This is a genomic window from Halorubrum luteum, assembly GCF_054652935.1.
In genome coordinates, this window is sequence record NZ_BAAIGT010000002.1 from 1,222,152 (window position 1) to 1,248,145 (window position 25,994).

Genomic DNA, 25,994 nt, shown 5'->3' on the forward strand with positions numbered 1-25,994 from the left:
AATGCGAAAGCCTCGTGTTCAGCGCGGGGATGAAGCCGACATGATATGCTACAAACCACGCGACACAGACAGTCTGTAATACCAACGGTTATTTTATGCGAGATACCATGAAATGGCAGAGATGCGACATGCTGCTGCGGGGAACGTGCTCACGCTCAAGATGGCCACGAGTGCGTCTCACCACTCACACTCACACACCTTCACAGCCCAACCAGCAGCGGTTGGCATGTCATCAACCGACTCTCTCACGATGGCTACAACGGAGAGTCAGGCCGATGGCCCGGCCCGCTGCTCACGGTGCTGGACGCCCGTGAGTGCCACTCACTCAACTACGATGAGGGCAACACTGATCGGATACGACGACCTGACATATGACTCCTTCAACACGAGGGCCGAGGGTGCGTCAGCGAACCCGCACGTTCACAGCCGGGGGAATCCAACAGGGATTACCCACGGAGGAATCTTCGCCCGTTAGCGCGGAGAGGAGGTCAAACACGGCTACAACTTATCCAGCCACGAGTTTGCATACTTCGCCAATACGACGTTCGGTTACGTTTCGACCGCTTCTGCGAGCTTCTCGATCGGATGTGGCGGCTGTCCCTGCCCATCTCGGTCGGCCAACTGGGAGCGACAGGATGCGCCCGGAGCTGCCACGGAACTGCCATCACTTGCATCTATTTTCTCGAACAGTATTCGACCGATCGCCATCGAGAGATCGTAATGCTCGGACTCGTATCCGAATGACCCTGCCATGCCACAACAGGATGAGTCGACCGGATCGACATCGTATCCTGCCCGTCGAAGCACGCCAACTGCGTGATGATCAGTTCCACGCGCTTTCTGGTTGCAGTGCCCGTGATACGCGAGCGTCTCATCCTGAGTCTCCGTCACGAGCGACTCATCCATCCTCGTCGCGTCAACGTATTCGAAAATGCCATACGACGCACTCGCGACGCGTTCCACCGCATCACCGTCCAGTAAATCACGGTACTCGTCCTGGAACATCACCGCATCGGACGGTTCGACGAACAGAATCGACCAGCCGTCGTCGACACGATCCACGAGCCACTCCACGTTTCGTGCCGCACGGTCCCGTGCGATGTCGAGAAATCCGGACGAAAACGCCGCACGCCCGGACGGTGCGAGAGACGACGGGACGTCGACGTGAACGTCGGCAGCTTCGAGAACGCGGACGGCTGCGGTTCCCGATTCGGGATACATGTAATTCGTATACGTATCCGGGAACAGCACGACCGACGCCTCGGCATCCGCTCGTGGAACCGCCGCACCGCCCCGTTGTTCATACCAGTCGGTCAGCGTCTCGCGACTGAACGTCGGAAGCGGCCGCTCCCGGGCGATACCGACGAGCTTCTCCATGAGCGTCCGCGCACCCGGTACGGTCCCGACGAGATTCGAGACCGGAGCGAGCGTGCTCCCGATATCGGCGTATCGGTTGATATCCCTGAATAGTCTCTCGCGGACCGACGAGCCGGTCAGTTCGTGGTGTTCGTGTTTCACTTCAGCTTTCAGCTTTGCGAGGTCGACGCCGGTCGGACAGTCGCTTTGACAACCCTTACAGCCCACACAAAAGTCGAGCACTTCCTCTTGGAATCTGTCGGAGTGGATCTCTTCCTCGTCGAGGTCGCCGCTTATCGCCGCCCGAAGCATGTTCGCTCGCCCACGCGTCGTCTGGATCTCCTCCTTCGATGCGCGGTAGGTCGGACACATCGTTCCCGAACCGGTCTGCCGGCAGGTGCCACAGCCGTTACACAGTTCGACCAGATGGGAGAATCCGCCTTCCTCGGAGAAGTCGAGCGCCGTCATGGGCTCGATCGACTGGTATGACGGTCCGTATCGAAGGTTCTCACGCATCTCCGTATCGGCGGCGATGTCGGGATATCCTCGTTCCGTCGCGGTTTCCTCGTTGACGTAGACGACTTTTCCGGGGTTCATCCGCCAGCCTGGGTCGAACGTGGACTTGAGTTCCTGGAACGCGCCCCACAACCGATCGCCGTACATCTTGGGATTGAACTCCGTTCGTGCGAGCCCGTCGCCGTGTTCGCCCGAGAACGCGCCGTGGTGTTCGACGACGAGATCCGTCACGTCGTCGGCGATCGAGTGCATCGTTTCGATACCGTCCGCCTCTTTGAGCGAAAGAATCGGTCTGATGTGCAGTGTCCCGGAGCCAGCGTGTGCGAAGTACGCTGCCGACGTCCCGTGGTTTGCTAACACGTTCTGGAACTCGCTGACGTACTCCGCGAGCTCCGACGGTGGAACGGATGCATCTTCGATGAACGGATACGGTTTGGCGTCACCCTCCATCGACATCAAAAGCGGAATCGCCGCTTTGCGAAGCTTCCAGAGGTCGGCCTGCGATCCCTCTGAGTACGCCTCTAGAACGTCGAACGCGAACCCTCCGCCGCTCCAGTCGTCTTGATCGGCTTCTTGGCTCCAGTCGTCTTGATCGGCTTCTTGGCTCCGGTCGCTCTCTTGAATTCGATCACTTCGAATGGCTGATTCCCGTTTCCCCTCAACGAACCATTCATTCGCGTCCGCAATGGCGGCCGCAAAGTCATCGACGAGTTCGGAGTCCCACTCCAACATCAACGCGGCGGCCGTTCCGTCCGGGATCGGCTCCGCGTACTCCGCAAACTCCTCGGAGCCGGCCGCAAGCGAGAACACCTCTTCGTCCATGAGTTCAACCGCCGACACCGGAAACTCGAGCGCATCGGGAACCGCACGCATCGCATCGACCAGATCGTCGAAACAGTACACCGCGAGCGCGGTCGACTCGGGGTTCGTCACCAGCGACACGTCCGCCTCCACGATCACGCCCAGCGTTCCCTCGGCCCCGACGAACAGTTTCGAGAGGTTGATCACCCGCTCCCCGTCGTCGTTCTCGTAGATCACCTTATGAAGGTTGTATCCCGACACACACCGCTTCAGTTCGGGATATCGGCTCCGGATCTCCGCGCGGTGCTGCTCCACCAACTCACGAACCGTCCGATACAGTTCGGCCTCTCGGTCATCCTTCGCGACGATCCGCTCGTACTCGGACGAGTCGAGAACGATCTCTCGCGTGTGGATCAGGGATCCGTCGGCGAGCACCACCCGGAGCTTATCGGTGTATGCGTCCGTGATCCCGTAGCGCACTGAGTGTGCACCCGTCGAGTTGTTTCCGATACCGCCACCGATCGTCGCTCGCCCGGCGGATGCCGGATCCGGGGCGAATTTGAGTCCGTGCTCCGAGAGCCGTTCGTCGAGCCGATCCTGGACCACGCCGGGTTGCACGGTTGCAGTCCGAGCCTCGGGGTCGACGTCGACGATCTCGTCCATGTGAACGGTAAAATCGAGCACGACACAGCCCGGGCCGACTGTCTGTCCCGCCAGCGAAGACCCGGCACCGCGCGGAAGAACCGGCACGTCGTGTTCGGCTGCGATCTCGACCACTGCCCGAACGTCTTCGACGGATTCCGGGATGACGACGCCAGCTGGGCGAGCGCCGTAGATGCTTCCGTCAGTGGCGTACAACACCTGCGCGTACTCGTCGAAATCGACATCACCGTCGACGTGGCTCCGCAGATCAGCGGCCAGTTGCCGGTGTTCCGGGACGTCCGGCCGCTCGTGGCCGAGCGCTTTTACGGAAACGTCGCCCTCTGGAGGCTCATCAACTGCCATGTTCTTTCATTATGAATACCGCTGATATAGCTTTTTGTCACGACTTCCGGTCAGTTGTCACCAGCACCATCGCCGCTTCTCCGGTCGGGGTCTGGAGAGATCGCTCGTCTATCCGTCCTCGCGTTGGGTGCCCGCTTTCGGGAGAGTGAGTTCGACTGCCGTACCACCGTCCGTGTCCACGACCGTGACATCGCCGTCCATCGTCGTGACGATCCAGTAGGCTAGCCATAGGCCAAGTCCGCTTCCATGGGCGAGTGGATCCTCCACTCCAGCTTCGAGCACCTCTCGTTCATTCTCTGGGAGTCCAGGTCCATCGTCCCGTACTGTGACTGCGACCAGTTCAGCACCTACACGTACATCCACCGTGATCGACGGTGCGTCACCGCCGTGTTTTGCAGCATTATCGAGGAGTTCGAAGAAGGCGGTTTCCACCCGTGGGAGTGTCAGCACCACTGCCGACTCCGGCGTGTCGGTCGCAATCGACACGGTTGGATACTGCTCTTCGATTCGCGTGACCGTCTCCTCGAGTATTGGGATGATGTCGTGAGACTCCAACTCCGGCGACTGGTCGCGTGCCTGTTCGATCTTCCGTGCCGACTCAGTCAGGTCGAGCAGTCGATCGGCCGTTTCGACGATCCGATCGGCGTTCGCCGCTGCCTGTCCCTCAAGATCAGTCGACAGCATCTCGGCATACCCGTTGATAACCGTGAGTTTATTTCGGACGTTGTGTCGTAACACGCGATTGATGACGCTGATGAGCCCTTCACGCCGGTGTCTATCCGTCGTCTCGTGAATCATCCCCTGTGCACCGACGATGTCTTCGGTCGTCCGTTCTGCCTCCGGCACACTCGGGTCATAGATGGGGACGACTCGGACGTCCGCGTACACGTCCTTCCCATCGCGGTGTTCCAGCTGGAGTTCACGGATCTGCAACGACTCGCCCTGTAACACATCGTTGGAGTACTTACGAATCTGTTCACCGATCTCGTCGGTCGGAGCCAGCGTGTCGACTGGCTCGTCGACGAGCTCCTCCGCGGCGTATCCCAGTACGTCCTCGACCGACGGGGAGACGAACGTCAGATACCCATCAGGGTCCGTTCGGAAGACGAAATCAAAACTTGCGGCTAGAACCGCTCGATACAGCTCGTTCTGCTCGTCAAGTTCGCGCTCCCGCCGTCGCAACTGTCGTCGTTTCCGTTCCAGCCTGGTCACGTCCGTGAACGTAACTACTCGTGTCGCGGCATCCGTCAGTCCGACTGGATTGCTCTCGACGAAATAGTAACGTGAGTCGTCGGTGCCCTCCCGTTCGGGGCGTGAGCTGTCGTTGTCCTGCAGTTCGAGGACCGATTCGTCGCTGTCCAGAAACGCTGCGAGTTCGGGGAGCACCTCGGCGAGAGGTTCACCGGTCGCGCGTTCAAGCACCGGAAAGAGCTCCGTTGCTGCAGTCGATGTATCCCTGATTCGTTGGTCGTCGTCGAGGTAGATCGACGCAGAACCGCCCGGTAATGCAGTTCTAACCGCCAAGAGTCGCTCCCGGAAGATGAAGAGTACGCCGGTCGCGAAGATGGCGACGCCGATCGGGGCGTAGATGAAGTTGATAAGCCTCGGTGTTGAAACGGCAATGATGTCGAATATAATGGGGAGGCCGAGTAACACCGCTAGCCCGCCGAGCGGCCGTGTGTCGTACTCCGAGCGGAAATACAGCTCGAAGACCATGTACAGTCCGACCGCAGCAAGCACGTAGGAGAGGCCGGTCGCGCTCCAGTGGAGAAGCCCGTGGTCGATGGATAGATGTGGGAACGGTGATGTCGCTTCGCTGCTGGTGAAGTATAACCCGTGTAATGGGTTGGTGAGCTTGGCGGTTACGACTGCGAGTAACGTTGCGGCCCCAACTTGGCGGAGCGTCCGATCACGGTGGAAGCTTCTGCCGGTGTACGCGGAACAAAAGTATAGCCACGCCCACACCGTGGCGAACCCCGCGACGAGTCCGAGGATATAGCTCGGTCCGCGCAACGGAGTCGGAAGAAGTAGAAACGCCGTTTTTAAAACGCCCCACGCTCCGGTGGTCGCTAACAGCCAGACCAGCCCTGCCCGTATCTCCGGATCGTCGAACGTCCTCGCCCGCGGGATAAGAAGCAGACAAGCGAGCCCACTTGCGAAAAACACCGCAGTATAGGCCGCGCCGATCGGGGTAGACAGTACTTCCAACACGTCTTCTCAAAGACTCTTGCGTGGTAAAAACTCGTCCACTCCGGCAGTCGGAAAATCTCCCCATCCGAGTGTGGATATCCCCTATAGCAAGCCGCTCGTCTGCTCGCGAGGTATCCATGCGCCTGCTACCAGCTATTCATGCGCCTGCGTGTGAGGTCTCACTTGGCGTCTTCATCTCGCGGTTCTCTCACTTCGTACCGTACGCCGTCCTCTCGTAGACGCGTCGTATGTCGGGACAGCTCATCCGTGGAGGCGATCAGCACGACATCAAGTCCGCGGAGTGCTGCCTCGGAGACGGCGTCGACGGTCCCGAACCGGATATCCGGCTTCATATCCGCATTCAACGCCGCCGCATACGCTTCGGTTCCGGCGACGGCGAGGATATCACTCTCGGAGACGAACGAGCCGACCGTCACCGGATCCGGTGGCACGTCGTCGGTCACGGCGGGCACGGACAGAACAGTCACTACCCCGGGATCGTAGTCGACGACGCCCTCAAACTCGGTGACGCCGATCGCCTCGTGGGCAGTCCCCTCCGTTACGGCGACGGCGCTCGCAGCAACGTCATCCAGCTCGGCTTTCGGAACCGCATGGAGGACGCCGTTCCGCATCGTTAATCCAACTTCGTCCCCTCCACTGACGGGAGCGGTCGCGATCGCGGCGTCGACGTCGACGCTTCCGAGCACGCCGTCCGTGACACGGGACAGATACTCGGATAGCCCGTCCGTGCGCGTGATCAGCCAGTCGACTCCCTCCTTGGTCACTTGGTATCGTCCTCGTGCGAGTTTCTCCGCATAGCCGTCCTCGACGAGACTCCGAACGTAGTCGCTTACGGCCTGTGAGGTGACACCGAGGGCGTCCGCGATCTCGGCTTGGCTCACGGCCGGCTGTCGGTCGGCGATCTCCACGAGCACGCGATACCGAGTCGCATCTCGCTTGTTATCCAACAACCGTGGTGCGGTCGCCTCGTCGCGGCTCATATCAATCCCATTGGTGTTGAAGACAAATATATTTGGTTTCCAGCGAACGACGCCGTGGTTCCCGAAGGCACGGGGTGTGCCCCTGTGGCGATGGCCACCGATTACCATCTCCGAGGACGGGCATCACTTATCCCACTTCGCCCGCATCAGGAGATATGAAGGGTATCGTCATCGGCGGAACGGCGTCCGGGACCGGAAAAACGATCGCCACGCTCGCAGTCTCGTTTGCGGTCAAGGAAGCCGGATACGAACCAGTCCCCGCGAAGGCCGGTCCGGACTACATCGATCCGAGCCACCACGCCGTCGTCCTCGATAGGCCGTCTCGAACGCTCGACACGTGGATGCAGGGGGTCGACGGCGTTCGACGGACTCTCTACCGCGCCGCTGACGACGCAGGGACTGATCGCAGTGAGTGTCTCGCGGTCGTGGAGGGGATGATGGGACTGTACGACGGAACGGCAACCTCGACGGCCGCCACCGCCGCCGCACTGGACGTGCCGGTGGTACTGGTCGTCGACGCTCGTGCCGGCATGGAAAGCGTCGGTGCGACCGCGCTGGGGTTCCGCGAATACGCATCCCAGGCGGCGCTTCCGGAGTCCGTCGCAGGCGACCTCGACGATCCGGCCATTGACGTTGTCGGCGTCGTGGCCTCTCGTGCACACGGGGGTCGCCACGCAGAAGGTATCCGCAAGTCGCTTCCAGAGGAGATCGAGTGGCTCGGACGAGTTCCGCCGATCGACGACCTCGAGATCCCCGACCGTCACCTCGGCCTCCACATGGGCGAGGAGAGTCCCGTTCCGGACGCGGCAGTCGCCGAGGCCGCAGCGTCCGTCGACGGCGACGCGATCGGTCGGCTTGCTCGGTCGGTCGCTCGCCCCGGGTCGGAGTCAACGGCTTCCGGCACCGTCACGGGGTCGACGGCTTCCGGCACTGTCACGGAGTCTACGGCCGCCACACCCACCGTCGCGGTCGCGCTCGATGACGCGTTTCGGTTCATCTACCCTGCGACGCGAGAGCGACTTCGCGAACTCGCGACCGTCGTCACGTTCTCACCGATGGCCGGCGACGAACTCCCCGACTGTGACGCGGCGTACCTCCCCGGGGGGTATCCGGAAAATCATCCCGAACGGATCTCGGACTCGTCGGCGCTCTCTGGGCTCGCGACGCGCGCGGCCGACGGGCTACCGATTCTCGGGGAGTGTGGCGGGTTGATGGCGCTCTCGGAATCACTCACGACGGTGGACGGCGACGCCTACGCCATGGCTGGCGTGTTGCCGGGCCACGTCGAGATGCACGACCGGTATCAGGCGCTCGACCACGTCGAGCTCCGTGCGGTCGACGACGGCGTCACCGCGAGCGCCGGCGAGCGACATCGCGGACACGAGTTCCACTATTCAAGCCACACCGTCGGGTCGTCGACCGATGTAGGATCGTCCGCCGACGTGGGATCGTCGATGGACGGTACCGTTGACACCGAGACGGACGCTCGATTCGCGTTCGAGGTCGACCGTGGGGACGGCATTGACGGTAGCCACGACGGGCTTCGCGTGCATCGAACCGTCGGGACGTACGCCCATCGCCACGCGGCAAGCGGGGCGTTCGACCGATTGGTCGAGGCGGCACGGGAGTACGCGACCGGCCGGTAGTCGAGCGGGCCCCATATCGGCTCGCCGGTCGGGACCAGAGCTAAACCGCTCCGCTCGCAACCTCCGCCATGCTCCACGCCGAGGGACCGCTGCTCACGATCGACGTTTCCGAGCACACGGCGACTCGAACCGATATCGACGACGTGCTCGAACGATACATCGGCGGTCGGGGCGTCGCGACGGCGCTCGCTCACGACCGCATTCCGTTCGACGCCGATCCGTTCGGGCCGACGAACCGCGTGTATCTCGCGACCGGACCGCTCCAGCTCTCGACGACCTCGTTTACCGGTCGCATGTCGATGACCGGGCTTTCACCGCTCACCGACGGTCTCGTCTCCACCAACGCCGGCGGCTATCTCTCCCGTGAGTTCGCCAAGACGGGGATCTCGACGCTGGAGGTCGTCGGCGACAGTGACGAGCTGCTCATCGCACACATCACCGACGACGGCGTCGAGTTCGAGGCCGTTCCCGAACTCGCCGAGTCGACCGTGCCGGAGGTGTCCGACCATGTCGCCGACACCCGCGGGCTCGGTCCCGAAAACTGCGTCGCGATCGGTCCGGCGGGTGAGAATCTTGTCAGATTCGCTTCCGTGATGACGTTCGACTCCCGGGCGTTCGGTCGGGGTGGTCTCGGCGCGGTGCTGGGGTCGAAGAACCTCAAAGCGATCACGTTCGAGGGCGACACTCATCCCGCGACCGACGAGGACGGGCCGGCCGAGTTCGAGATCCCCGACCCGCCGGCGACGGAGATCCATCGCGAGGCAGCGACGTCGGACGACCTCATGAAGCGACAGGGCACGACGAACAACACCGAGTCGATCAACGCGAACTTCTCGTTACCCACTCGCTACTTCGAGGAGTACGAGTTCGAACACGCGGCCGACATCGGCGGCAACGCGGTCGAAGCGAAGAAGTATAAAAAAGAGACGTGCTCGCAGTGTGCGTACGCCTGTAAGCTCCCGACGAGGGACGAAACTGAGGGTGTAGAGACGGAAGGGCCTGAGTTCGAGACCGTGTACGCGTTTGGCTCAAGCCAAGGTGTCGGCGACATCGTCGACGTGATGAAGGCGAACGAGCTGTGTGACACGCTCGGCATGGACACGATCTCGGCTGGCGTCACCGTCGCGGCGTACTTAAAAAGCGAGGACGAGTTCGGTAACGCGGAGCTCGCGCGCGAGGTCACTGATCGGATCGCCTACCGGGAGGATGGAGACACTCTTGCCGACCTTCTCGCCGAGGGGGTGCATCGAGCCCACGAGACGCTCGGTGTCGACGACTACACCGTGAAGGGCATGGAGTTCGCGGCACACGACGGTCGCGTGCTCCACGGACAGGGGCTGTCGTACGCGGTGGCGAACCGCGGCGGCGACCACATGTATGCGGGGATGCTCAGTCCGGAGTACAACGGTGAGATCGACCCGCAGGGAACGCTCGGGAAGGCCGACCTGCTCGTCGATCTGGAGAACCGAAACGCGATCCGCGACTCCGCGATCGTCTGTGCGTTCGCCGGCGACTACGTCACGGACGACCGCCTCGCGACTCTTCTCGACCGCCCGTACGAGGATCTGCTCGCGATCGGTGCGGAGACGATCGAACGCGAGCGCCACTTCAACAACCGACGCGGCAAGGACGCCACCGACGACCGGCTTCCTTACGAGATACCCGACCTCGAGGCGGCGATCCGCGAGTACTACGACGCCCGGGGTCTCCGAGAGGACGGCACGATTCCCGAAGATCGAATCGACACCGTCGCCGCCGGTCTCGATGGGGACAACGGCACCCAAGCGGACGATTAAAAAAAGTGCGAACTCCCAGTAAGATTTATTCGAGCCGACGCAAACGATTGGTGTGGTGTACCCCCGTCTCCTCGCGGTCGTGGTCGGTCTCCTTGCAGTCGTCGCTGTACCCGCCGGCTGTACTGCCATCGGGATTGGCGTGTGTGACGATCCCGACCCTGAGGAGCTTTTCGAGGCGGCGTTCGTTCACGATGACGACCTCGAGGTCGTCCACGGCGAGCGGACGACCGCGGTCTCCGGTGGAAACGACACGCGTACCGAACGCATCGAGGTAACCGAGCGCCCGTACGTTACGTACCGCAGCGAGGTGCTCGATTCGGATGTGCCCCAAAGAGAGGGCACCCAGTACGTCTCGAACGCGACGGGTTCGTGGTCGTATGATCCGAGCGCCGACGTGGTGACCGCCTACGAAGCGGACGCGCCGTACGAGAACGATGCCGTCCGTGAGGCCCGGGCACAACAGGCGGAACGACAGCTCGAGTACTACGACCTCACCTACCGCGGAACCCGGACGATCGCCGACCGGGAGGCGCACGTGCTCGACATCGAGGCGAAACCCGAGACCGCGGAGACTGGCATCTCTCTGTTCATCGGGGACAGCGAACTCATCCTCTACGCCGTCGAGACGGTCGACCCTGCGGAGGAGCTGACCGTCGTCGAGCAGACGGTCTGGATCGACGCCGAGTATCGGTACCCGCTACAGGAACGTCTCGTGGTCGAAGATCCGACCGGCGACAGGTACGAGATGACCGAGCGGTTCGAGACGGTGACGTTCAATACGGCCATCGAGGATGATCGCTTCGTGTTTGATCCCCCGGCGAACGCGACGGTCCAAGAGTGGGACTGATCGGTTCGGTGTCGCCAACGCTTCGTGTCCGGACTTCGCTCCCGAACGCCTCGCTGCCATAACGGGGGTCAGCTTTCATCAGCCCGATCCGCTTCGGGTCGGTCGGCGAGCAAAGCTCCGTACCGGGTTCCCGTCTGTTTTAGCTTCTCCGTCGTGTCGAGCCGTTGGTATGGGGCGTCGATTGATTCCGCAAGCTCCTCGATCCATTCGTCCACGCGATCCGGGTCGCGTCCGTGAATCATCGTAAACAGGTTGTACTCCCAGCCACGCTCCGGCCGCCGTGGCCTGTAGTAGCATTTCGTTACGTACGGCCGGGAGCCGGCGTATTCGCCGATCCGGTCGAGTTCCTCGTCGGGGACGTTCCAGACGACCATGCAGTTGCTCCGGAATCCCGCGCTTCGGTGGCTGACGATGACTCCGAGTCGCTTGATGTACCCGTCCGCCAGCAACCCCTCGATGCTCGACAGCAGGGATGCCACGTCGACCTCGAGGTCGTCCGCGAGATCTCTGTACGGCGTCTCCGTAAGCGGGAACCCCTCCTGGATCGCTTCCAACACCGTCCGATCGAGCATCGAGAGCTCCCGGCTGGTTTCCGGTTCGGATCGTCGCCGATCGGGGTTCGTGTCGATTCGTTCCTCCGCGTCACTGGTCGGCCCCGAGCTGTCGGAGACTGCGGCGGGTTTCCGGGAACGGGAGTCCGATACGATCGGAAACTGCAGGTCGAGACAGTACTCCCGTCGCTTCGGAAGCACCAGCGGTTCCAGATCGGATCGGTCCGCTATCTCCTCGAGGAGTTCGTCCCGCCTTTCGCGGGACTGTGCCGCGAGAACGAACCACATGTTCCACTCATGGTCTCGACGATAGTTGTGACTGACCTGCGGATACTCGTTTACGATCTTTGCAACCTCGTAGAACTGTTCTTCCGGAACGGACAGTCCCGCTAACACGGAGGATCCGATCACGGACGGATCGAGTACCGGGCCGACTCGTCGGACGATACCGGCGTCGGCGTGCGTTCGGAGCCGATCGAGCACGTCACCCGGATCGGTTCCCAGCTCCTCGGCTAAAACGTCGAACGGCGCTTCACGGACCGGAAACCCGCCTTGGTGCTCGTCGAGCAGGGCCGCGTCGACCTCGTCGAGACCGGAACGCCACTCCGCGCGGTGCGTATCCATATCGGCAGTACGGCGTCGAATTCAAAAGGTGTTGTCCGACAGCGAGCGCAGGACTGGATTTATACGACAATTTTAACATGATTTTTGGAGATATTTTAAGCTGAGGCCCACGATCAATTTATATCAACCAATATCGAGATAAGTACCGTACAGAAATTCCTTCTGGGCGGCATAAGAGCAAAGCCGTCGGGCTGGGATGAACGGTTGTCATGACTCACGATACGCCAGGTGAATCGGACGAGCGACGCCGCTGGTGTGTAAACTGCGAGCTCAGCGTCGTGCCGTCGACGAGCGAAGGGTCCCACGTATGTCCGGCGTGCGGCTTCGAGTTCACACCGACGAGCCGTTAGGAGCCGCAGGTTCGACGAGGAGATAGTCGTTTTTCGCGGAGACCGCTTCGGCAGGGACGAGCAGCTGTCCGTCCTCATTCAGCTGGTATCCGCCGGTGTCTTGCCCGTTTGGATCGACACGGAGATGCTGGAGCTCCCCGGTGTCCAGATCGACGGAGATGTTCTCCAGCACGCCCAGCTCCGATCCGGTCGTAGTCATGACGCTGTAGCCGCTGAGGGAGGAAGCGAGGACCTGATCCATAGCGGCTTATCTGCGTCCTGAATTATAAAATTTGGAGGTGAGACGACGGGACTCCTCTGTGAGCACCCTCACGTCCGTTCAGAAAATGCGCCGTCCGGGAATTGAACCCGGGCTAGTGGCTTGGGAAGCCACTGTCCTACCACTGGACCAACGGCGCTCGCGTCTCAACGTATCCGACGACCGCACTTGAACGTAGCGCTTGTTCCCGTGCGTGTCACCGGCTTCCACACTCTTAAGCCGACGCCACCGAACCGACGGATATGGCAAAACACGCGGCGAGAGACGACCGATCGCGTCGACTTCACCGGCGGCTTGATCGTCTCGCACCTGCGCTCGGACGTACCTGGATCGACGATGAGCCGTGGCAGTTTCTGACGGAGCTCACCGCGCTCGGCAGTCGGATGGGCGGCAGCGAGGGTGAGCGCCGGGCTGCCGACCTGGTCCGCGACGCCTTCGAGCGTGCGGGGCTGGCGGCGGTCCATACGGACCCGTTCGAGGTGCCGGCATGGGAGCGTGGCGAGACGGCGCTCCGCGTCGAAACGCCCGCTCGCGACGGCTCGACGACGACCCGCCAGTTCGAGGCGCTGGCGCTCCCGTACTCGCCCGCGGGAACCGTCGAGCGAGAGTTCGTCGACGTCGGCTACGGCACCCCCGATGAGATCGACGGGGAGGAAGTCGACGGACGGATCGCCGTTGCATCAACCACGACTCCCTCGGGCTCCCGGTTCATCCATCGGATGGAGAAGTTCGGCTACGCGGTCGAGCAGGGTGCAGCCGGCTTCGTGTTCGTCAACCACATCGACGGACAGCTTCCGCCGACCGGATCGCTGACGTTCGGCGGTGAGGCCGACGCCGTCGCGGTCGGCGTCTCGAAGGAGACGGGTGCGTGGCTCCGCGAGTACGCGACCAACACGACCGGACACGTCGGCCGAATGGCGCTCGATGTCGACGCGACGACCCAGTCCGGTGAGAGCCGGAACGTCATCGGCCGCCTCGGCCCCGACACCGACGACCGCGTGCTGCTCGTTGCCCACTACGACGGCCACGATATCGCCGAGGGCGCGCTCGACAACGGCTGCGGGATCGCGACGGTGGTCGCTGCGGCGGGGATCCTGACGGAAGCCGACCTCGATTTCGGCGTCGACGTCGTCGCGGTCGGCTGCGAGGAGATCGGGCTACTCGGAGCCGAACGACTCGCGGAGACGACCGATCTTGAACGCGTGCGCAGCGTCGTCAACGTCGACGGCGCGGGGCGGTTTCGCGAGTTGGTCGCATTGGCACACGCGTCCGAGGCGACCGCGACCGTCGCCGACGAGGTCGCCTCGGCCACGCGCCAGCCGATCGACGTTGAGCCGGAGCCGCATCCGTTCTCCGACCAGTGGCCGTTCGTCCGTCGGGGCGTGCCGACGCTTCAGCTTCACAGCGATTCCGGCGAGCGGGGTCGGGGGTGGGGACACACGCACGCCGACACTCGCGATAAGGTCGACGACCGTAACGTCCGCGAACACGCGATGATAACCGCGCTGCTCGTCGCCGAACTTGCCGACGACGCCCGCGAGCTTCCGCGTCTCGATACGGCGGAGCTCGCGGACGCGTTCCGCGACGCCGAGTTCGAGACCGGAATGCGGGCGGCCGACCTGTGGCCGCCCGACTGGCAGTAGCGTCGCGGTTCGATCCCGGTTGCCCTTTTAACTAAACCACGCCCGTCGACGCCGGTCCGAACACGTTGTGATCTCTCACGGCACGACTTCTCATCGTCACTCGACCGTTCTTCCCAGCCGTGAGACCGGTCGAAACCGTATCGGTTTGATGAGTCGATCAGTTGCTCGATGCGAGGGTCTCTGAGGCCACTCTGACTAAACGAATTTTTAGTTATAGCGATAATATGTATACAAACTTGCAGCTCAAAGGTAAAAAACTATTTAATAAGACTGTATAAGGTCTTTAGAGAAAACGTTTATACAAATCGATCAGGAAGTAATCAGTACGCATGTCGTCGCTTCAGCTGAGCCCGAGTCAAAAACGAATTCTCTCGTCACTGGTAAACCTCGCGGAACAGGGGGAACCGGTGGTGCAAAGCAAAGAGATCGCGGCCGAGATCGACCGCAACCCGGGGACGATACGGAACCAGATGCAGACGCTCCGGGCGCTCCAGCTCGTCGAGGGCGTCCCCGGGCCGAAAGGCGGGTACAAACCGACGGTCGAGGCGTACGAGACGCTCGACATCGAGCGGATGGAGGACCCAGCACGTGTCCCCGTCGAGCAGGACGGTGAGTCAGTCACGGGCGTCAACGTCGAGGAGATCGACCTCACGACCGTGCTCGATCCGGATCGCTGCCGCGCGGAGATCGTGATGCAAGGGTCGGTCCGCGAGTTCGACGCGGGCGACGAGATAGAGGTCGGTCCGACGCCGAACGCCGGACTCCGCGTCGAGGGCGTCGTTGACGCCGTGAACGTCGTGGAGAACACCATCGTCGTTGCGATCCGGGATATGTCGACGCCCGAGGTAAACGGCTCCGGGACGACTGCGGCTGCCGACTGACCGCAGATCACTCGCACACGCGGTCTTCGATCCGACCGAGGATCGCATCGGTCACGGCAGCCGAGCGTCTGGCGGTACGATACCGCTCCCCGAACGCGTCGAGTGCGCTTGTGGCCGCCTCGTCGTCGACTGCGAAGGACACGTCCTCGTACTTGACGTCCCACAACACGAGCGGCTCCGGGGGGGCGGGACCGACGCCTTGGTCTCCCGGAAGCGGCTCCGGATCGAGCACTCGATCGACGAAGGATGGCTCCGCGGTTCCCGTTCCGACCATCCGGACCAGCCGCACCAGTCGCCTGACGAACGCCCGCGGGAATCCTCCGGCCGACACCTCGATCACGAGAAACGCACCCTTCCGAGTCGCAGTCGCGCGTATCCTCCGTTCGGTGCCCTCGTCATCGCTCGTGAGGTTCCGCACGTCGTGGGTGCCCGAGAGACGGGCCAGCGCGTCGTACACTCGGTCGTCATCGACGGTCAGGCCGGTTCGCTCGCGGTCGTGGCCGCGCTCCGTGGAACTGGACGGGGTTCGATCCCGAGGTGCGTACAGGAAGTAGCGGTACGTCCGCCGGATCGCGTCGTGTGTCGCATGAAACCGCTCGGGGACGTCCGCTGCTGCCCAGACGCGGATCGATCCCGGAAGCTGCCCGTTGAACGCACGGGGGGTCAACCACTCCGGGGCCTCGAAGGAGACGGTCTGTGCGACGGCGGAGACGCCCGCGTCGGTGCGGCCGGCGGCCGCGTAGCGTGACGGCGTCGCGTGGGTCGGTCCATCACCTCGCTGGAGGTGCCCGTGCTCCGCAAGCGCTTCGAGCAGGGTCCCCTCGACGGTGGACGCTCGGGGCTGGCGCTGGAAGCCGGCGAACTCCCGACCGTCGTACGCCACGCGAAACGCTCGCATCACTGCTCGTCTTCGTCGCCGTCTTGGATCGGGACTGTGAGAACGGGAACGGGTGCGGTTCGGACGGTTTTTTCAGTCACGCTGCCAAGCAGCACGCGCTGGAGCCCGCTTCGGGAGTGCGTCGGCATCACGACGATGTCGATGTCGTCGTCCGAAATGGCGTTGTCGATGACTCGTAGCGGTTCACCGTGGATCACGTCCGCGACGACGTCGATCCTCGCCGCTTCCAACTCCGCAGTCACTTCCTCCACGCGTTCGCGAGCACCTGACTCGACGCGTCCCGCGAGCGCTCCCAGTCGTGGGCCGCTGAGAGTGTGTTCGACGATGTCGACTGCGGCGACGACGTGAACCGTCGCGTCGTATCGGTCGGCGAGACTCCGGACGTGGGGGATCGCACCGCTCGTTCGCCCGCCGGGTGCGACGGGTAAGAGGATCCGGTCGTACATATCCGACGATTCATCTGCGGCCCGCAAAACGGTGCCGGCCATGCGAAGCGACCGCCGGATACGTTTGGGTCGCCGTTTATCAGGGGCGGGAATCAACGCAGGGTATGCATCCGGATCTGGATCGATTTACCTCTCGTCGGGCGACGGTGTACGGACAGCGGGGCGTCGTTGCGACGAGCCAGCCGCTCGCTGGGGAGGCAGGCATCGAAGTGCTCCGAGACGGCGGGAACGCGTTCGATGCCGCGGTCGCGACTGCTGCCGCGCTCAACGTCGTCGAGCCGACGTCGACGGGACTCGGCGGCGACGTGTTCGCACTGTATAAAACGGCCGACGGCGATGTCGGTGCGATGCGAGCCTGCGGCGGCGCGCCGGCGGACGCGACGATCGAGACCGTCCGGAACGCGGTGGCCGACGACGAGAACACCGACGTCGACGACCCTGAAGAGGTGGAGATGCCGTGGACGGGTGCGCACGCGGTCACCGTCCCGGGGACGGCTCGTGGCTGGGAAGCCACCGCGGACCGATTCGGTGAGTTCGGTCTCGACCGACTGCTCGGTCCAGCGATCCGGTACGCGACTGAGGGGTATCCGGTGAGCGAAGTCGTCGCCGCCCAGTGGGAACACGGTGAGGAGCTGTTCGAGAGCGACCACGCCCGCGAGGCGTTTCTGTTCGACGGCGAGTCCCCGAGCGTCGGCCAGCACGTGACGCTTCCGAAGCTCGGTCGGTCTATGGAGCTGATCGCCGAACACGGTGCGGATATCGTCTACGAAGGCGAGATTGCGGAAGCGATAGCCTCGGCGGTTCAGTCGTCGGGCGGCTTGATGACGGTCGACGACCTCGCCGACTTCGAGGTCGAGTGGCCCGACCCCGTTTCGACGACGTACAACGGCGCGGAGGTGTACGAGCTTCCCCCGAACAATCAGGGATTGATCGCGCTTGAGGCGCTTAACATCGCGTCCGAGCTCGGCGTCGGCGACTACGCTCACGACTCCGCAGAACGGGTCCACTACCTCGCTGAGGCGATGAAGCTGGCGTTTCATGACGGTCACCGGTACATCACGGATCCGGAGTACGAGGACCATCCCCCGCTTTCATCGACGGAGTGGGCGAAAACGCGCGCGTCGGCGGTCGGGCCGGCGGCGAACCATGACGTGAGTTTCGGCGTTCCGAACGCCAACGCGGAGGACGCGGACACCGTGCTGTTGACGGTGGCTGACGACGAGGGGAACGTCGTCTCGTACATCAACTCGCGGTTCGCCGGCTTCGGCTCCGGCGTCGTCGCCGGCGACACGGGGATCGCCCTACAGAACCGGGGTGCCTCGTTCTCACTGGATCCGGAGCATCCGAACCGGATCGAGCCGGGAAAACGGCCGTTCCACACGCTGATACCCGGGCTCGTCGAGCTCGCGGAGGACGACTGGGCCGCCTTCGGCGTGATGGGCGGGTATATGCAGCCACAGGGGCACCTGCAGACGATCTCCAACGTCGTCGACTACGGGATGCCGTTACAGCGGGCGCTCGACGAGCCGCGCTGGCGCTATCGCGAGGACGGTACGCTCGCGCTGGAGCCTCACTTCAACGACGACATCGCCGCCAAGCTCGTCCGAAAGGACCACGACGTCCGGACGCTCTCGCCCGGGATGTTCGGCGGCGCACAGATCGTCCGCAACGAGAACGGCGTGCTCTCGGCGGCGACGGAGCCGCGGAAGGACGGAAACGCGCAAGGGTACTGACGCACGCGCAGGGGTACTGACGTACGCGCAGAAGTCCCGACACGAGACGCGCCGCCACTGGTGTGGAGCACGCCACCACTCGAGAGAGCCGAAACGAAGTTGTTTTCGCGCGGGACGCTGAACCCATCGGTATGGACAGTGGCGGATCTACGGACATGACGCTCGCGTTCGAGTTGGAGGCGCTCCAGTCGCTCGCCGACCCGAACGCGGTGTTCAACGGTGCCAGACAGTGGACGGAGTACGTCGGCGTCGTCAGCGAGAAGCCAACGTACGTCGTCACTAACTTCACGCGTAAACACCGAGTCAGGCAGGACTTCTTTTCCGGTCCTCGGGGCGTAAAAGAGAGTCTCGAGAACATCAAGGGACAGTTCGACACCGATCGCCACGTGCTCGTCGGCACTGACGACGGCGACAAAGCACTCGCCGAGGAGACCGACTGGGAGTTCCTCCACGTCGAGGACGCGGCTGAAGCCGCCGGCTGGGAGCTGTCGGACGACGAAGACGACGAGCAGGTCGCGGAGTCGTCGCGAGACGACTGGCCGTAGCCGGCTCGGACCGACGCGCTTGACGGAACTGCGTGGGCGCCCCTCCCGAGAGCGACTGCGGGGTTTTTTTCGAGCGCACACGAACCGAGTGGTATGAGCGATCCGCACACTCCCGATGCTGGTGGGGACCACGACCACGGAACTGACCACGACCACGGAACTGACCACGACCACGGACACCATCACCACGATGTCGACACGGTTGCGGTGGCCGTCGTCACGGTGACCTCATCCCGGAGCACGGACGAGGATCCTTCCGGCGATCGGATCGTCGAACTGTTCGAGACGGCGGGTCACGAGGTCGTCGTTCGTGAGCTGATCCCCGACGAGTTCGACAGCGTTCAGGGTACCGTCGACCGGCTCGCCCGCAGACGGGACACCGACGTCGTCGTGACGACCGGCGGCACGGGCGTTACGCCCGACGATGTGACGCCGGAGGCGACGGCCGGACTGTTTGCCAAGGAGCTCCCCGGGTTCGGCGAGCTGTTCCGCCGACGCTCACACGAGGAGATCGGCACCCGCGCGATCGGGTCCCGAGCGACCGCCGGCATCGTCGAAGGGACGCCCGTGTTCTGTCTCCCCGGCTCGACGAGTGCCGTTCGTCTCGGCGTCGAGGAAATGATCCTCCCGACGATCGGTCACCTCGTCGGGCTGGCGAGCCGAGACGAGAACGGTTCCGAGCACGACGACTCCGATGGCGGCTGATAGCCGACAACGTCCGGTCAACTCGGCGGGTCACGTGCCGACGGGATCACGACCCGTTCGTCCCCTCGTTGCCGCCTTCGACGCCCATCGCGGCGAACAGTTTCCGGCGGACGGCCTCCTCGGTGAGTTGGAGCAGGGTGTCGCGGTTCTCGTCGCTGGTTTCGATCCCGGTGAAGATACCCAGTGGAATCTCGACGGAGCCTTGCGTCGAATGGCCGGCCGCATCGCCCATCTCGGCGAACGCCTCCTGTAACACGTTTCCGATGTTGAGCCGGATATCCTTCGAGCGCGCCGCGAGGAAGATCCGATCGTCGGCGATCCCCAACACGGCGGTCGTCGTGATCCCCTCCAGATTGAGCAGGTGTTGTGCCGCTTGCGCGAGCGCTTCGCGGTCGCGAATGAATCCGGCGGTCGAAAAGAGGTGACTCCCTTGCACCTGCCGGTTCTGGATCGCCTCGGCGAGCACGTCGAGCGTCTCCGGCGACATCGACGGCGACTCCACCTGCTCTAACGTGTCATGATTCGCGAACGGGTGGAGATACGCGGCCGCCGTGAGATCGGCAGGAGTCGTGTCGCGTTTAAAATCGAGCGTCTCGGCACGGATCCCGTACAACAACGCGGTCGCCACCGCCTCGGACGGGGACAGGTCGAACTCCTGGAGGTACTTCGTGAGGATCGTGGAGGTCGACGAGACGTTCGTTCGGACGTCAACGAATCGAGCATCGATCTCCGAGTCGGCCTCGAGATGGTCGACGTACACGTCGATATCGGCGTCGATGCTCGACTCCTCGTCGCCGGATTTCGCGATGTCGACGGCGGCGATCGTCTCGTACTCCGAGAGCTCCGGAGCCTCCCCCCGACCGAGGAGATCGATCCCGAGAAGATTGACGAACGCACGGTTCTCCTGGTGTCCCACGTCGCCCGCATAGAGGATGTCGGCGTCGACGTCGAACGCTTCGGCGATCGCCTGAAGCGCAGTCGCGGACGCGATGGAGTCCGGCTCCGGATTGTCGTGTGTCAGGATCGCCATGCGCCCCTGCGTCCCCTCGATGATCTCGGCGAGCTGTCGCGCCATATACTCCAGTTCGCCGGTTTCTAACGACTGCAGCGCGCTATCAGCGATCACCGTCGACGGGTTGATCACGACGTCCGCGCCGCGGTCGCGTAGTTCGTCCTCGCTCACTGGGTCCGACGCTCTGACGACGATATAGTGGTCGCCACCGGTGTCTCGGACGGCCGAAACCGCGGCCTTGTTGGCTTCAACGTCCGAAGCCAACACGAGGATGATATCCCGGTCGCCGAGCGCATCGACGACTGCCGGATCCGCGATATCCTGTACCTGCGCGTTGAGATCCTGGTCGCGAAGCGCTTCGACGCGACTTTCGTCCTGGTCGAGAATGAGCACGTCCTTGCCCCGGTCGGTCAGCTCCTCGGCGACGGCGTGGCCGACGCTTCCACAGCCGAGTATCGCGTATCGCGTTCGTGCCGAACCGCGTACCCCGCTCATTGGTAGTGATCTCCGGCGGACGCTACTTAACGGGTGTGTTCTCTACGAGCGGCGCGGACGTGCCGTCTCCGAGACCGTCGACGGCTACGCGACGGTCTTCGCGACGGGTTTCTCGAACTACCCTGAGCGGTACTCGAGGTGAGTTCGCCGAACTACTCCCCGACGGTGTTCACCGACCGTTCCGCGGTTTCGCCGCGCTCTCCTTCGTTCGACTCGTCCGGGGGGACGGCGGTCCGACGGCGGTTTCTGACGAGCGCCACGACGAGCATGATCGCGCCGACGGCACGCAAAAGCAGATCGTTCGTCAGCGTGTGAAGCGTGAGGTCGAGCCCGAGGAGTCCGAGTGCCGTTCCGGCGGGTAAAAGCACCATTCCCGGGACGGAAAGGAAGACCGCGGCCGCGATCAGCGACGCACGTGACCCTCGTCTGACGTGGGTGTGGTAATAGCCGATGATCGCGACGCCGAGCGCGTACACGCCGGCGAACGTCGCGACGACGGGTGCGACCACTTCCGGAAGGAAAAACCCGAGATCCGCGATGTCGGCCGCCGTCAGGATCGCGGCACCGTCATCGCCGGGGCGGAGGAGAAGGATCCCCGGAGCGAACACGAACGCGAACGGAACGAGAATCTTGTTGAGCGACAGTAGGAACGCCTTCTTTCCGGTTTCGAACGGATCCGACTTTGCGACTCCGGCCGCGGCGTACGCCGCGACCATCACCGGCGGCGTCACGTCGGCCATCAAGCCGAGATACAGGACGAACAGGTGGACCGCGAGGATCGCGATTCCGAACTCCGGCAGCACGGGACCAAGCAGCACGACGATGATGATGTACATCACGGTGGTCGGCATTCCCATCCCCACGACGACGGAGGCGATCCCCGCGAGGATCAGGAGCAACACCAGGGAGCCGCCGCTCACGTCGAGAATGAGCGCGCGAAGGCTTCCGCCGAGCCCGGTGATCCCAATGACGCCCGGAATGATCCCGGCGGCGGCGACCGCGATGACGACGATCGTCGCGGTGCGAGCGCCGTTGTCCATCGCCTTCAGCACGAACGATGCGAACCGGCCGGTTCGGGAGTCGGCAACGCTGCGTCCGAGACGTTCGTCGACCGCCTCGGCGGCGGTCTCGACGCTGTCGTCCAACTCCAGAAGCGGCGCGTCGCCCCGGGGATCAGCGATCAAGAACAACACGCTGACCGCGGTTACGACCGACGGGAGGGAGGCTATCGCTTCGCGGAGCGCCTCGGAAGCGGCGAGCCCCGCGGTCCCCTCTCCGTACAGCAGGCCGACCGGCGTCGCTCCCGTATAAAACAGCGACACTGCGTACGCGACGAAGCCGGCTGCGATCCCGCCGACGAGATACGGTCCGGTGCGCTCGTTGTACGCCGCGACCATCGCGATGAGCGCGATCGTCGCCGCGATCGTGAGCCAGCCGGCACGGCCGACCGACAGTCGAGCGATAACGAGGTAGTACAACAGCAGGCCGAGCGGCACGAGGTAGAACCATCCGCGGCGCATATGCGGGCCGATGTCGAGCAGTTCAGTTCGGTTGAGCCCGCCGATCCCCTCCTTTGCGGCCTCGAAGTGGACCATCACCCACATCCCGAAGAAGAACGCGATCGCGGGAAGCGTCGCCGCGATGACGACCTCGGCGAACGGGGTTGCCGTGTACTCCACGATGAGGAACGCGGCCGCCCCCATCACCGGCGGGAGTATCTGTCCGCCCGAGGAGACCGACGACTCGACGGCCCCGGAGAACTCCGGCGAGTAGCCGGAGCGTTTCATAAGGGGAATCGTGAGCGCGCCGGTCGTCACGGTGTTGGCGACCGACGAGCCCGAGAGCATCCCCATGAATCCGGAGGAGACGACGCTCGCCTTCGCCGGGCCACCTTTCCGCGTGCCGGTGACGGAGTATGCCAGATCGATGAACCACTTGCCCGCACCGGACATCTCGAGAAACGCGCCGAAGAGAATGAAGATGTAGATGAACCGTACCGAGACGCCGACCGGAACGCCGAGGATCCCTTCGACGGTGTACCAGAGGTTCTGTACGATCTGGTCCCAGCGAAGTTCGGAGGTCGCGAACGTTCCAAGTCCAGTGACGTCACGCGGGATCAGGTAGCCATACTTCGCGTACAACAGGAAGACGGTGACCAAAAGCGTGAGCAGCAGTCCAAGCGCTCGCCGCGTCGCCTCCAGCACGAGCAAAATCGCGAGCACGCCCATCAGATAGGCGACCGGATACTCCACCAGGGGACCGAACTCGATCGGCGCGAGCCACGGGTACACCTCGCCCACCGTGCCCGCTCCGCGGAGACCACGGATTCGCACCACGTTCGTCACTTCTTCGTATCGAGTGACGTAGTAGAGCGTGGGAAGCGTCGATAGCCAGATTAGTACGAGGTCGGACGGTGTCACGCGGTCCGATGACTCGTCGACGAACAGCCACCGGATCCAATCGTGTGCACGTGTAACTACGTTCGCCACCGTCCCACCGACGCGATCGTGAACGAGCGGCGGTACGGCCGCGAGCCGGCCGGTTATCGCGCCGTTTCCGGTCGATCCCGGAAACAGCAGAAACGCGAGCACGAGCGCGAAGTTGACGTGGATAGCGCGGATCTGGAGCTGTGCGAGCGCCCCGAGACGCATCGTCTCGAACCCTGGTATCGTGAATTCGAAGACGAAACCACGAGCGGCGATCCACAGCTGGAACGCCGAAAAGAGGATTCCCACGGTTGCAACGGCGACCACGGCGGCACCGCGGAGGTCGCGTCGCTTGTCGATCTCTTCGAAGACGTCCTCGGCTGCGGCTTCGGCTTCCGGGTCCGGTGCCGACGCGCTCTGTGGGCTCGGTGTTGTCACGATAGATCCTCGTTCAGTCGACAGTCGTCGACCTCGCCCGCTCGGCGACCGTCAGTTCGACGGGACCGCCGTCCGTGATCCCCGCGAGGTCGTACCGGTCGTCGCCGACGACTAGGTCGTGGTCAGCGATCGGGCCGGTCATGACACGCAGTGTCTCATACTCAGTTCGGGGCGGGTGATATACGTATCGTCCTTCGTCCACCACGACATCCGCCTCCGAGGGGAGTCCCGCGCCGAACGAGCTGAACTCCATCCGTATCATCACGAGCGTCCCGTTTTCGGCTACGTACACGTCACGAACGAGCGTTCGCTCGACGCTGTGCGTGTACTCGATGACGATCTCGGTGTCCGGCCCAACGGGCGTAACGACGATCTCTTCGCCGGTTTCGTCCGTCACGACGAGAGCCGTCTCGGTCTCCGACATCGGATCGGTCGCTAGCGGGTTCGGAACGCCCAGCATACAAACGGCGATCATCGCGGTCACGAGCAGTCCACCGACGACGACGACCGGGGCGATCTCAGTCGATGCTCGCGACCGGGGAGCCACGCTACTCGAAGTAGCGGGCCGCGCCTTCGTGGAGTTCGATCGACATTCCGTCCTGTGCCGACTCGAAGCTGATGAACTCCGTTTTGATCGACAGCCGGTCGACGTTCTCGAAGATAGCCTCGCTGACCTCCTCGACGATGTCGGCGTCGTACTCCTCCCGCGTGGCGATCATCGCCTGCACGGAGACGGTGTCGACGTCCTCGTCGACGCCCTCGTACGTTCCGGCCGGGATGGTATCGTCGGCGAACCAGGAGGCGTCGGCCCGAGCGGCCTCGCGCTCTTCCTCGGAGAGACTCAGGATCTCGATGTCTGCCGTGGTCGCGAGCTCTTCGACGGCACCGACTGGCCAGCCGCCGACGACGAACGCGGCGTCGACGTCGCCGTCACGGATCTGGTCGGCCGCCTGCGTGAAGTCGGTGTTCTGCTCGTCGAAGTCGTCGGGGGTCAGCCCCGCGACGGACTCGAGGATCTGCAGCGCGTTCACCTGCGTACCGGAGCCGAGGTCGCCGGTGTTAACGGCGGCACCCTCGAGGTCGGCGAGCGACTCGATCTCGGAGTCGGGGTCGGTGATGATGTGGATCGTCTCGGGGTACAGCGTCGCGACGCCACGGAGATTCTCGATCGGCGCGCCTTCGAACGCCTCGAGACCGGTTCCGTTGCGTGCGAAGTACGCGATGTCGTTCTGTATCAACGCGAAGTCGGCGTCACCGTTGCCGAGACTCCCGACGTTCTCGACGGACGCGCCCGTCGAGGATACCTCGACGGCGTGTGGCGTAACGTCCTCGAGGATCCCCTCGAGTTCGCCGGACAGCGGGAAGTACGTTCCGCCGGTGCCGCCGGCGTGCCAGCGAATGACCGTCCCCTCGTCACCGGCGTCCTCGTCTCCGGCGTCGTCTCCGGCGTCGTCTCCGGCGTCATCATCGCCGGTGTCGTCCGGCTCATCGTCGGCACAGCCGGCGATCCCGACGAGGCCGAGCGCAGCCGTCCCTTTCAGGAGCTTTCGTCGGTCGATGCGTCCGTCAATTGGGTTGTCTTGCATACAACATAAATTGGTGTCGAATAGGTATAACGGTTTCTCATATGCACGGACAACCACGGTTGAAAGAAACACTTTCATGGATGTATGATACGGAAAGACACTGGTAGTTTGTAACACGATCACATAAGACGAGTACAGCGTCCATTTTTCATGTCCCTGATCCGCTCCGATTCTGGTTATATGTCAGATGAAAGACACGAAAATGGATCCGTCGAATGAAAAGGCCTTTTAGGATGACCACGGT

General features: G+C 63.3%; 19 protein-coding genes and 1 tRNA gene. 8 read left to right on the top strand and 12 right to left on the bottom strand.

The window, feature by feature from the left end; all coding sequences use genetic code 11:
* Positions 1 to 549: 549 nt before the first annotated feature.
* The 3 genes from ACYQ0R_RS06105 to ACYQ0R_RS06115 all read right to left on the bottom strand — a co-directional run bounded on the left by ACYQ0R_RS06105 (position 550) and on the right by ACYQ0R_RS06115 (position 6,869).
* The gene (locus ACYQ0R_RS06105; RefSeq protein WP_459821640.1) at positions 550 to 3,678 is read right to left on the bottom strand and encodes an FAD-binding and (Fe-S)-binding domain-containing protein; all 3,129 of its coding nucleotides are present in this window, start codon (positions 3,676 to 3,678) and stop codon (positions 550 to 552) included.
* A 108-nt stretch (positions 3,679 to 3,786) separates the two neighbouring features.
* Positions 3,787 to 5,889: an ATP-binding protein gene (locus ACYQ0R_RS06110; protein ID WP_459821642.1), complete on the bottom strand. Its 2,103-nt coding sequence runs from the start codon at positions 5,887 to 5,889 to the stop codon at positions 3,787 to 3,789.
* A 158-nt stretch (positions 5,890 to 6,047) separates the two neighbouring features.
* Positions 6,048 to 6,869: a DUF7839 domain-containing protein gene (locus ACYQ0R_RS06115; protein WP_459821644.1), complete on the bottom strand. Its 822-nt coding sequence runs from the start codon at positions 6,867 to 6,869 to the stop codon at positions 6,048 to 6,050.
* Between the two features lie 155 nt (positions 6,870 to 7,024).
* Here ACYQ0R_RS06115 and ACYQ0R_RS06120 point away from each other — a divergent pair, with 155 nt between their 5' ends.
* The 3 genes from ACYQ0R_RS06120 (at position 7,025) to ACYQ0R_RS06130 (ending at position 11,158) form a co-directional block, all read left to right on the top strand.
* Positions 7,025 to 8,515 carry a cobyrinic acid a,c-diamide synthase CobB gene (locus ACYQ0R_RS06120; RefSeq protein WP_459821646.1) on the top strand — a complete coding sequence of 497 codons (1,491 nt, stop codon included), beginning with the start codon at positions 7,025 to 7,027 and terminating at the stop codon, positions 8,513 to 8,515.
* A gap of 68 nt (positions 8,516 to 8,583) precedes the next feature.
* Positions 8,584 to 10,311, top strand: a complete 1,728-nt coding sequence (locus tag ACYQ0R_RS06125; protein ID WP_459821648.1) for an aldehyde ferredoxin oxidoreductase C-terminal domain-containing protein — start codon at positions 8,584 to 8,586, stop codon at positions 10,309 to 10,311.
* A 55-nt stretch (positions 10,312 to 10,366) separates the two neighbouring features.
* Positions 10,367 to 11,158 (top strand): LolA family protein, encoded by a 792-nt coding sequence (locus ACYQ0R_RS06130; protein WP_459821649.1) that lies wholly within the window; start codon positions 10,367 to 10,369, stop codon positions 11,156 to 11,158.
* A 68-nt stretch (positions 11,159 to 11,226) separates the two neighbouring features.
* Here ACYQ0R_RS06130 and ahbB read toward each other — a convergent pair whose 3' ends face one another.
* From ahbB to ACYQ0R_RS06145, 3 genes are all read right to left on the bottom strand, one after another.
* A complete protein-coding gene (gene ahbB, locus ACYQ0R_RS06135) occupies positions 11,227 to 12,333 on the bottom strand; it encodes a siroheme decarboxylase subunit beta (RefSeq protein WP_459821651.1) in 1,107 nt (368 codons plus the stop codon).
* 330 nt (positions 12,334 to 12,663) lie between these two features.
* Positions 12,664 to 12,924, bottom strand: coding sequence for a PRC-barrel domain-containing protein (locus tag ACYQ0R_RS06140; RefSeq protein ID WP_459821653.1), 261 nt, complete (start codon positions 12,922 to 12,924; stop codon positions 12,664 to 12,666).
* Positions 12,925 to 13,010: 86 nt separating this feature from the next.
* Positions 13,011 to 13,081: transfer RNA gene (locus ACYQ0R_RS06145), tRNA-Gly, on the bottom strand.
* A 103-nt stretch (positions 13,082 to 13,184) separates the two neighbouring features.
* Between ACYQ0R_RS06145 and ACYQ0R_RS06150 the strand changes: the two genes are divergently transcribed.
* Together ACYQ0R_RS06150 and ACYQ0R_RS06155 are read left to right on the top strand one after the other, a co-directional pair.
* Positions 13,185 to 14,585 carry a M28 family peptidase gene (locus ACYQ0R_RS06150; protein ID WP_459821655.1) on the top strand — a complete coding sequence of 467 codons (1,401 nt, stop codon included), beginning with the start codon at positions 13,185 to 13,187 and terminating at the stop codon, positions 14,583 to 14,585.
* Between the two features lie 329 nt (positions 14,586 to 14,914).
* Positions 14,915 to 15,466 carry an Rrf2 family transcriptional regulator gene (locus tag ACYQ0R_RS06155; RefSeq protein ID WP_459821657.1) on the top strand — a complete coding sequence of 184 codons (552 nt, stop codon included), beginning with the start codon at positions 14,915 to 14,917 and terminating at the stop codon, positions 15,464 to 15,466.
* 7 nt (positions 15,467 to 15,473) lie between these two features.
* Here ACYQ0R_RS06155 and truA read toward each other — a convergent pair whose 3' ends face one another.
* Both truA and ACYQ0R_RS06165 read right to left on the bottom strand, forming a co-directional pair.
* Positions 15,474 to 16,364, bottom strand: a complete 891-nt coding sequence (gene truA, locus ACYQ0R_RS06160) for a tRNA pseudouridine(38-40) synthase TruA (protein ID WP_459821659.1) — start codon at positions 16,362 to 16,364, stop codon at positions 15,474 to 15,476.
* Positions 16,364 to 16,810, bottom strand: coding sequence for a universal stress protein (locus ACYQ0R_RS06165; protein WP_459821661.1), 447 nt, complete (start codon positions 16,808 to 16,810; stop codon positions 16,364 to 16,366). Before ACYQ0R_RS06165 ends, truA begins: the two co-directional genes overlap by 1 nt.
* Before the next feature lie 104 nt (positions 16,811 to 16,914).
* Here ACYQ0R_RS06165 and ggt point away from each other — a divergent pair, with 104 nt between their 5' ends.
* The 3 genes from ggt (at position 16,915) to ACYQ0R_RS06180 (ending at position 19,793) form a co-directional block, all read left to right on the top strand.
* Complete coding sequence (gene ggt, locus ACYQ0R_RS06170) at positions 16,915 to 18,543, top strand: gamma-glutamyltransferase (RefSeq protein WP_459821663.1); 1,629 nt, start codon at positions 16,915 to 16,917, stop codon at positions 18,541 to 18,543.
* A gap of 131 nt (positions 18,544 to 18,674) precedes the next feature.
* On the top strand, positions 18,675 to 19,088 hold the full coding sequence (locus tag ACYQ0R_RS06175) for a DUF7124 domain-containing protein (protein ID WP_459821664.1): 414 nt from the start codon (positions 18,675 to 18,677) through the stop codon (positions 19,086 to 19,088).
* A 93-nt stretch (positions 19,089 to 19,181) separates the two neighbouring features.
* Positions 19,182 to 19,793, top strand: a complete 612-nt coding sequence (locus ACYQ0R_RS06180; RefSeq protein ID WP_459821666.1) for a MogA/MoaB family molybdenum cofactor biosynthesis protein — start codon at positions 19,182 to 19,184, stop codon at positions 19,791 to 19,793.
* 46 nt (positions 19,794 to 19,839) lie between these two features.
* Here the strand turns inward: ACYQ0R_RS06180 and ACYQ0R_RS06185 are convergent, their stop codons facing one another.
* The 4 genes from ACYQ0R_RS06185 to ACYQ0R_RS06200 all read right to left on the bottom strand — a co-directional run bounded on the left by ACYQ0R_RS06185 (position 19,840) and on the right by ACYQ0R_RS06200 (position 25,750).
* On the bottom strand, positions 19,840 to 21,300 hold the full coding sequence (locus ACYQ0R_RS06185) for a DHH family phosphoesterase (RefSeq protein ID WP_459821667.1): 1,461 nt from the start codon (positions 21,298 to 21,300) through the stop codon (positions 19,840 to 19,842).
* Positions 21,301 to 21,452: 152 nt separating this feature from the next.
* Positions 21,453 to 24,164, bottom strand: a complete 2,712-nt coding sequence (locus ACYQ0R_RS06190) for a TRAP transporter permease (protein ID WP_459821668.1) — start codon at positions 24,162 to 24,164, stop codon at positions 21,453 to 21,455.
* A 13-nt stretch (positions 24,165 to 24,177) separates the two neighbouring features.
* A complete protein-coding gene (locus ACYQ0R_RS06195) occupies positions 24,178 to 24,711 on the bottom strand; it encodes a DUF1850 domain-containing protein (RefSeq protein ID WP_459821669.1) in 534 nt (177 codons plus the stop codon).
* A gap of 1 nt (position 24,712) precedes the next feature.
* Positions 24,713 to 25,750 (bottom strand): TAXI family TRAP transporter solute-binding subunit, encoded by a 1,038-nt coding sequence (locus ACYQ0R_RS06200; protein ID WP_459821671.1) that lies wholly within the window; start codon positions 25,748 to 25,750, stop codon positions 24,713 to 24,715.
* Positions 25,751 to 25,994: the final 244 nt, after the last annotated feature.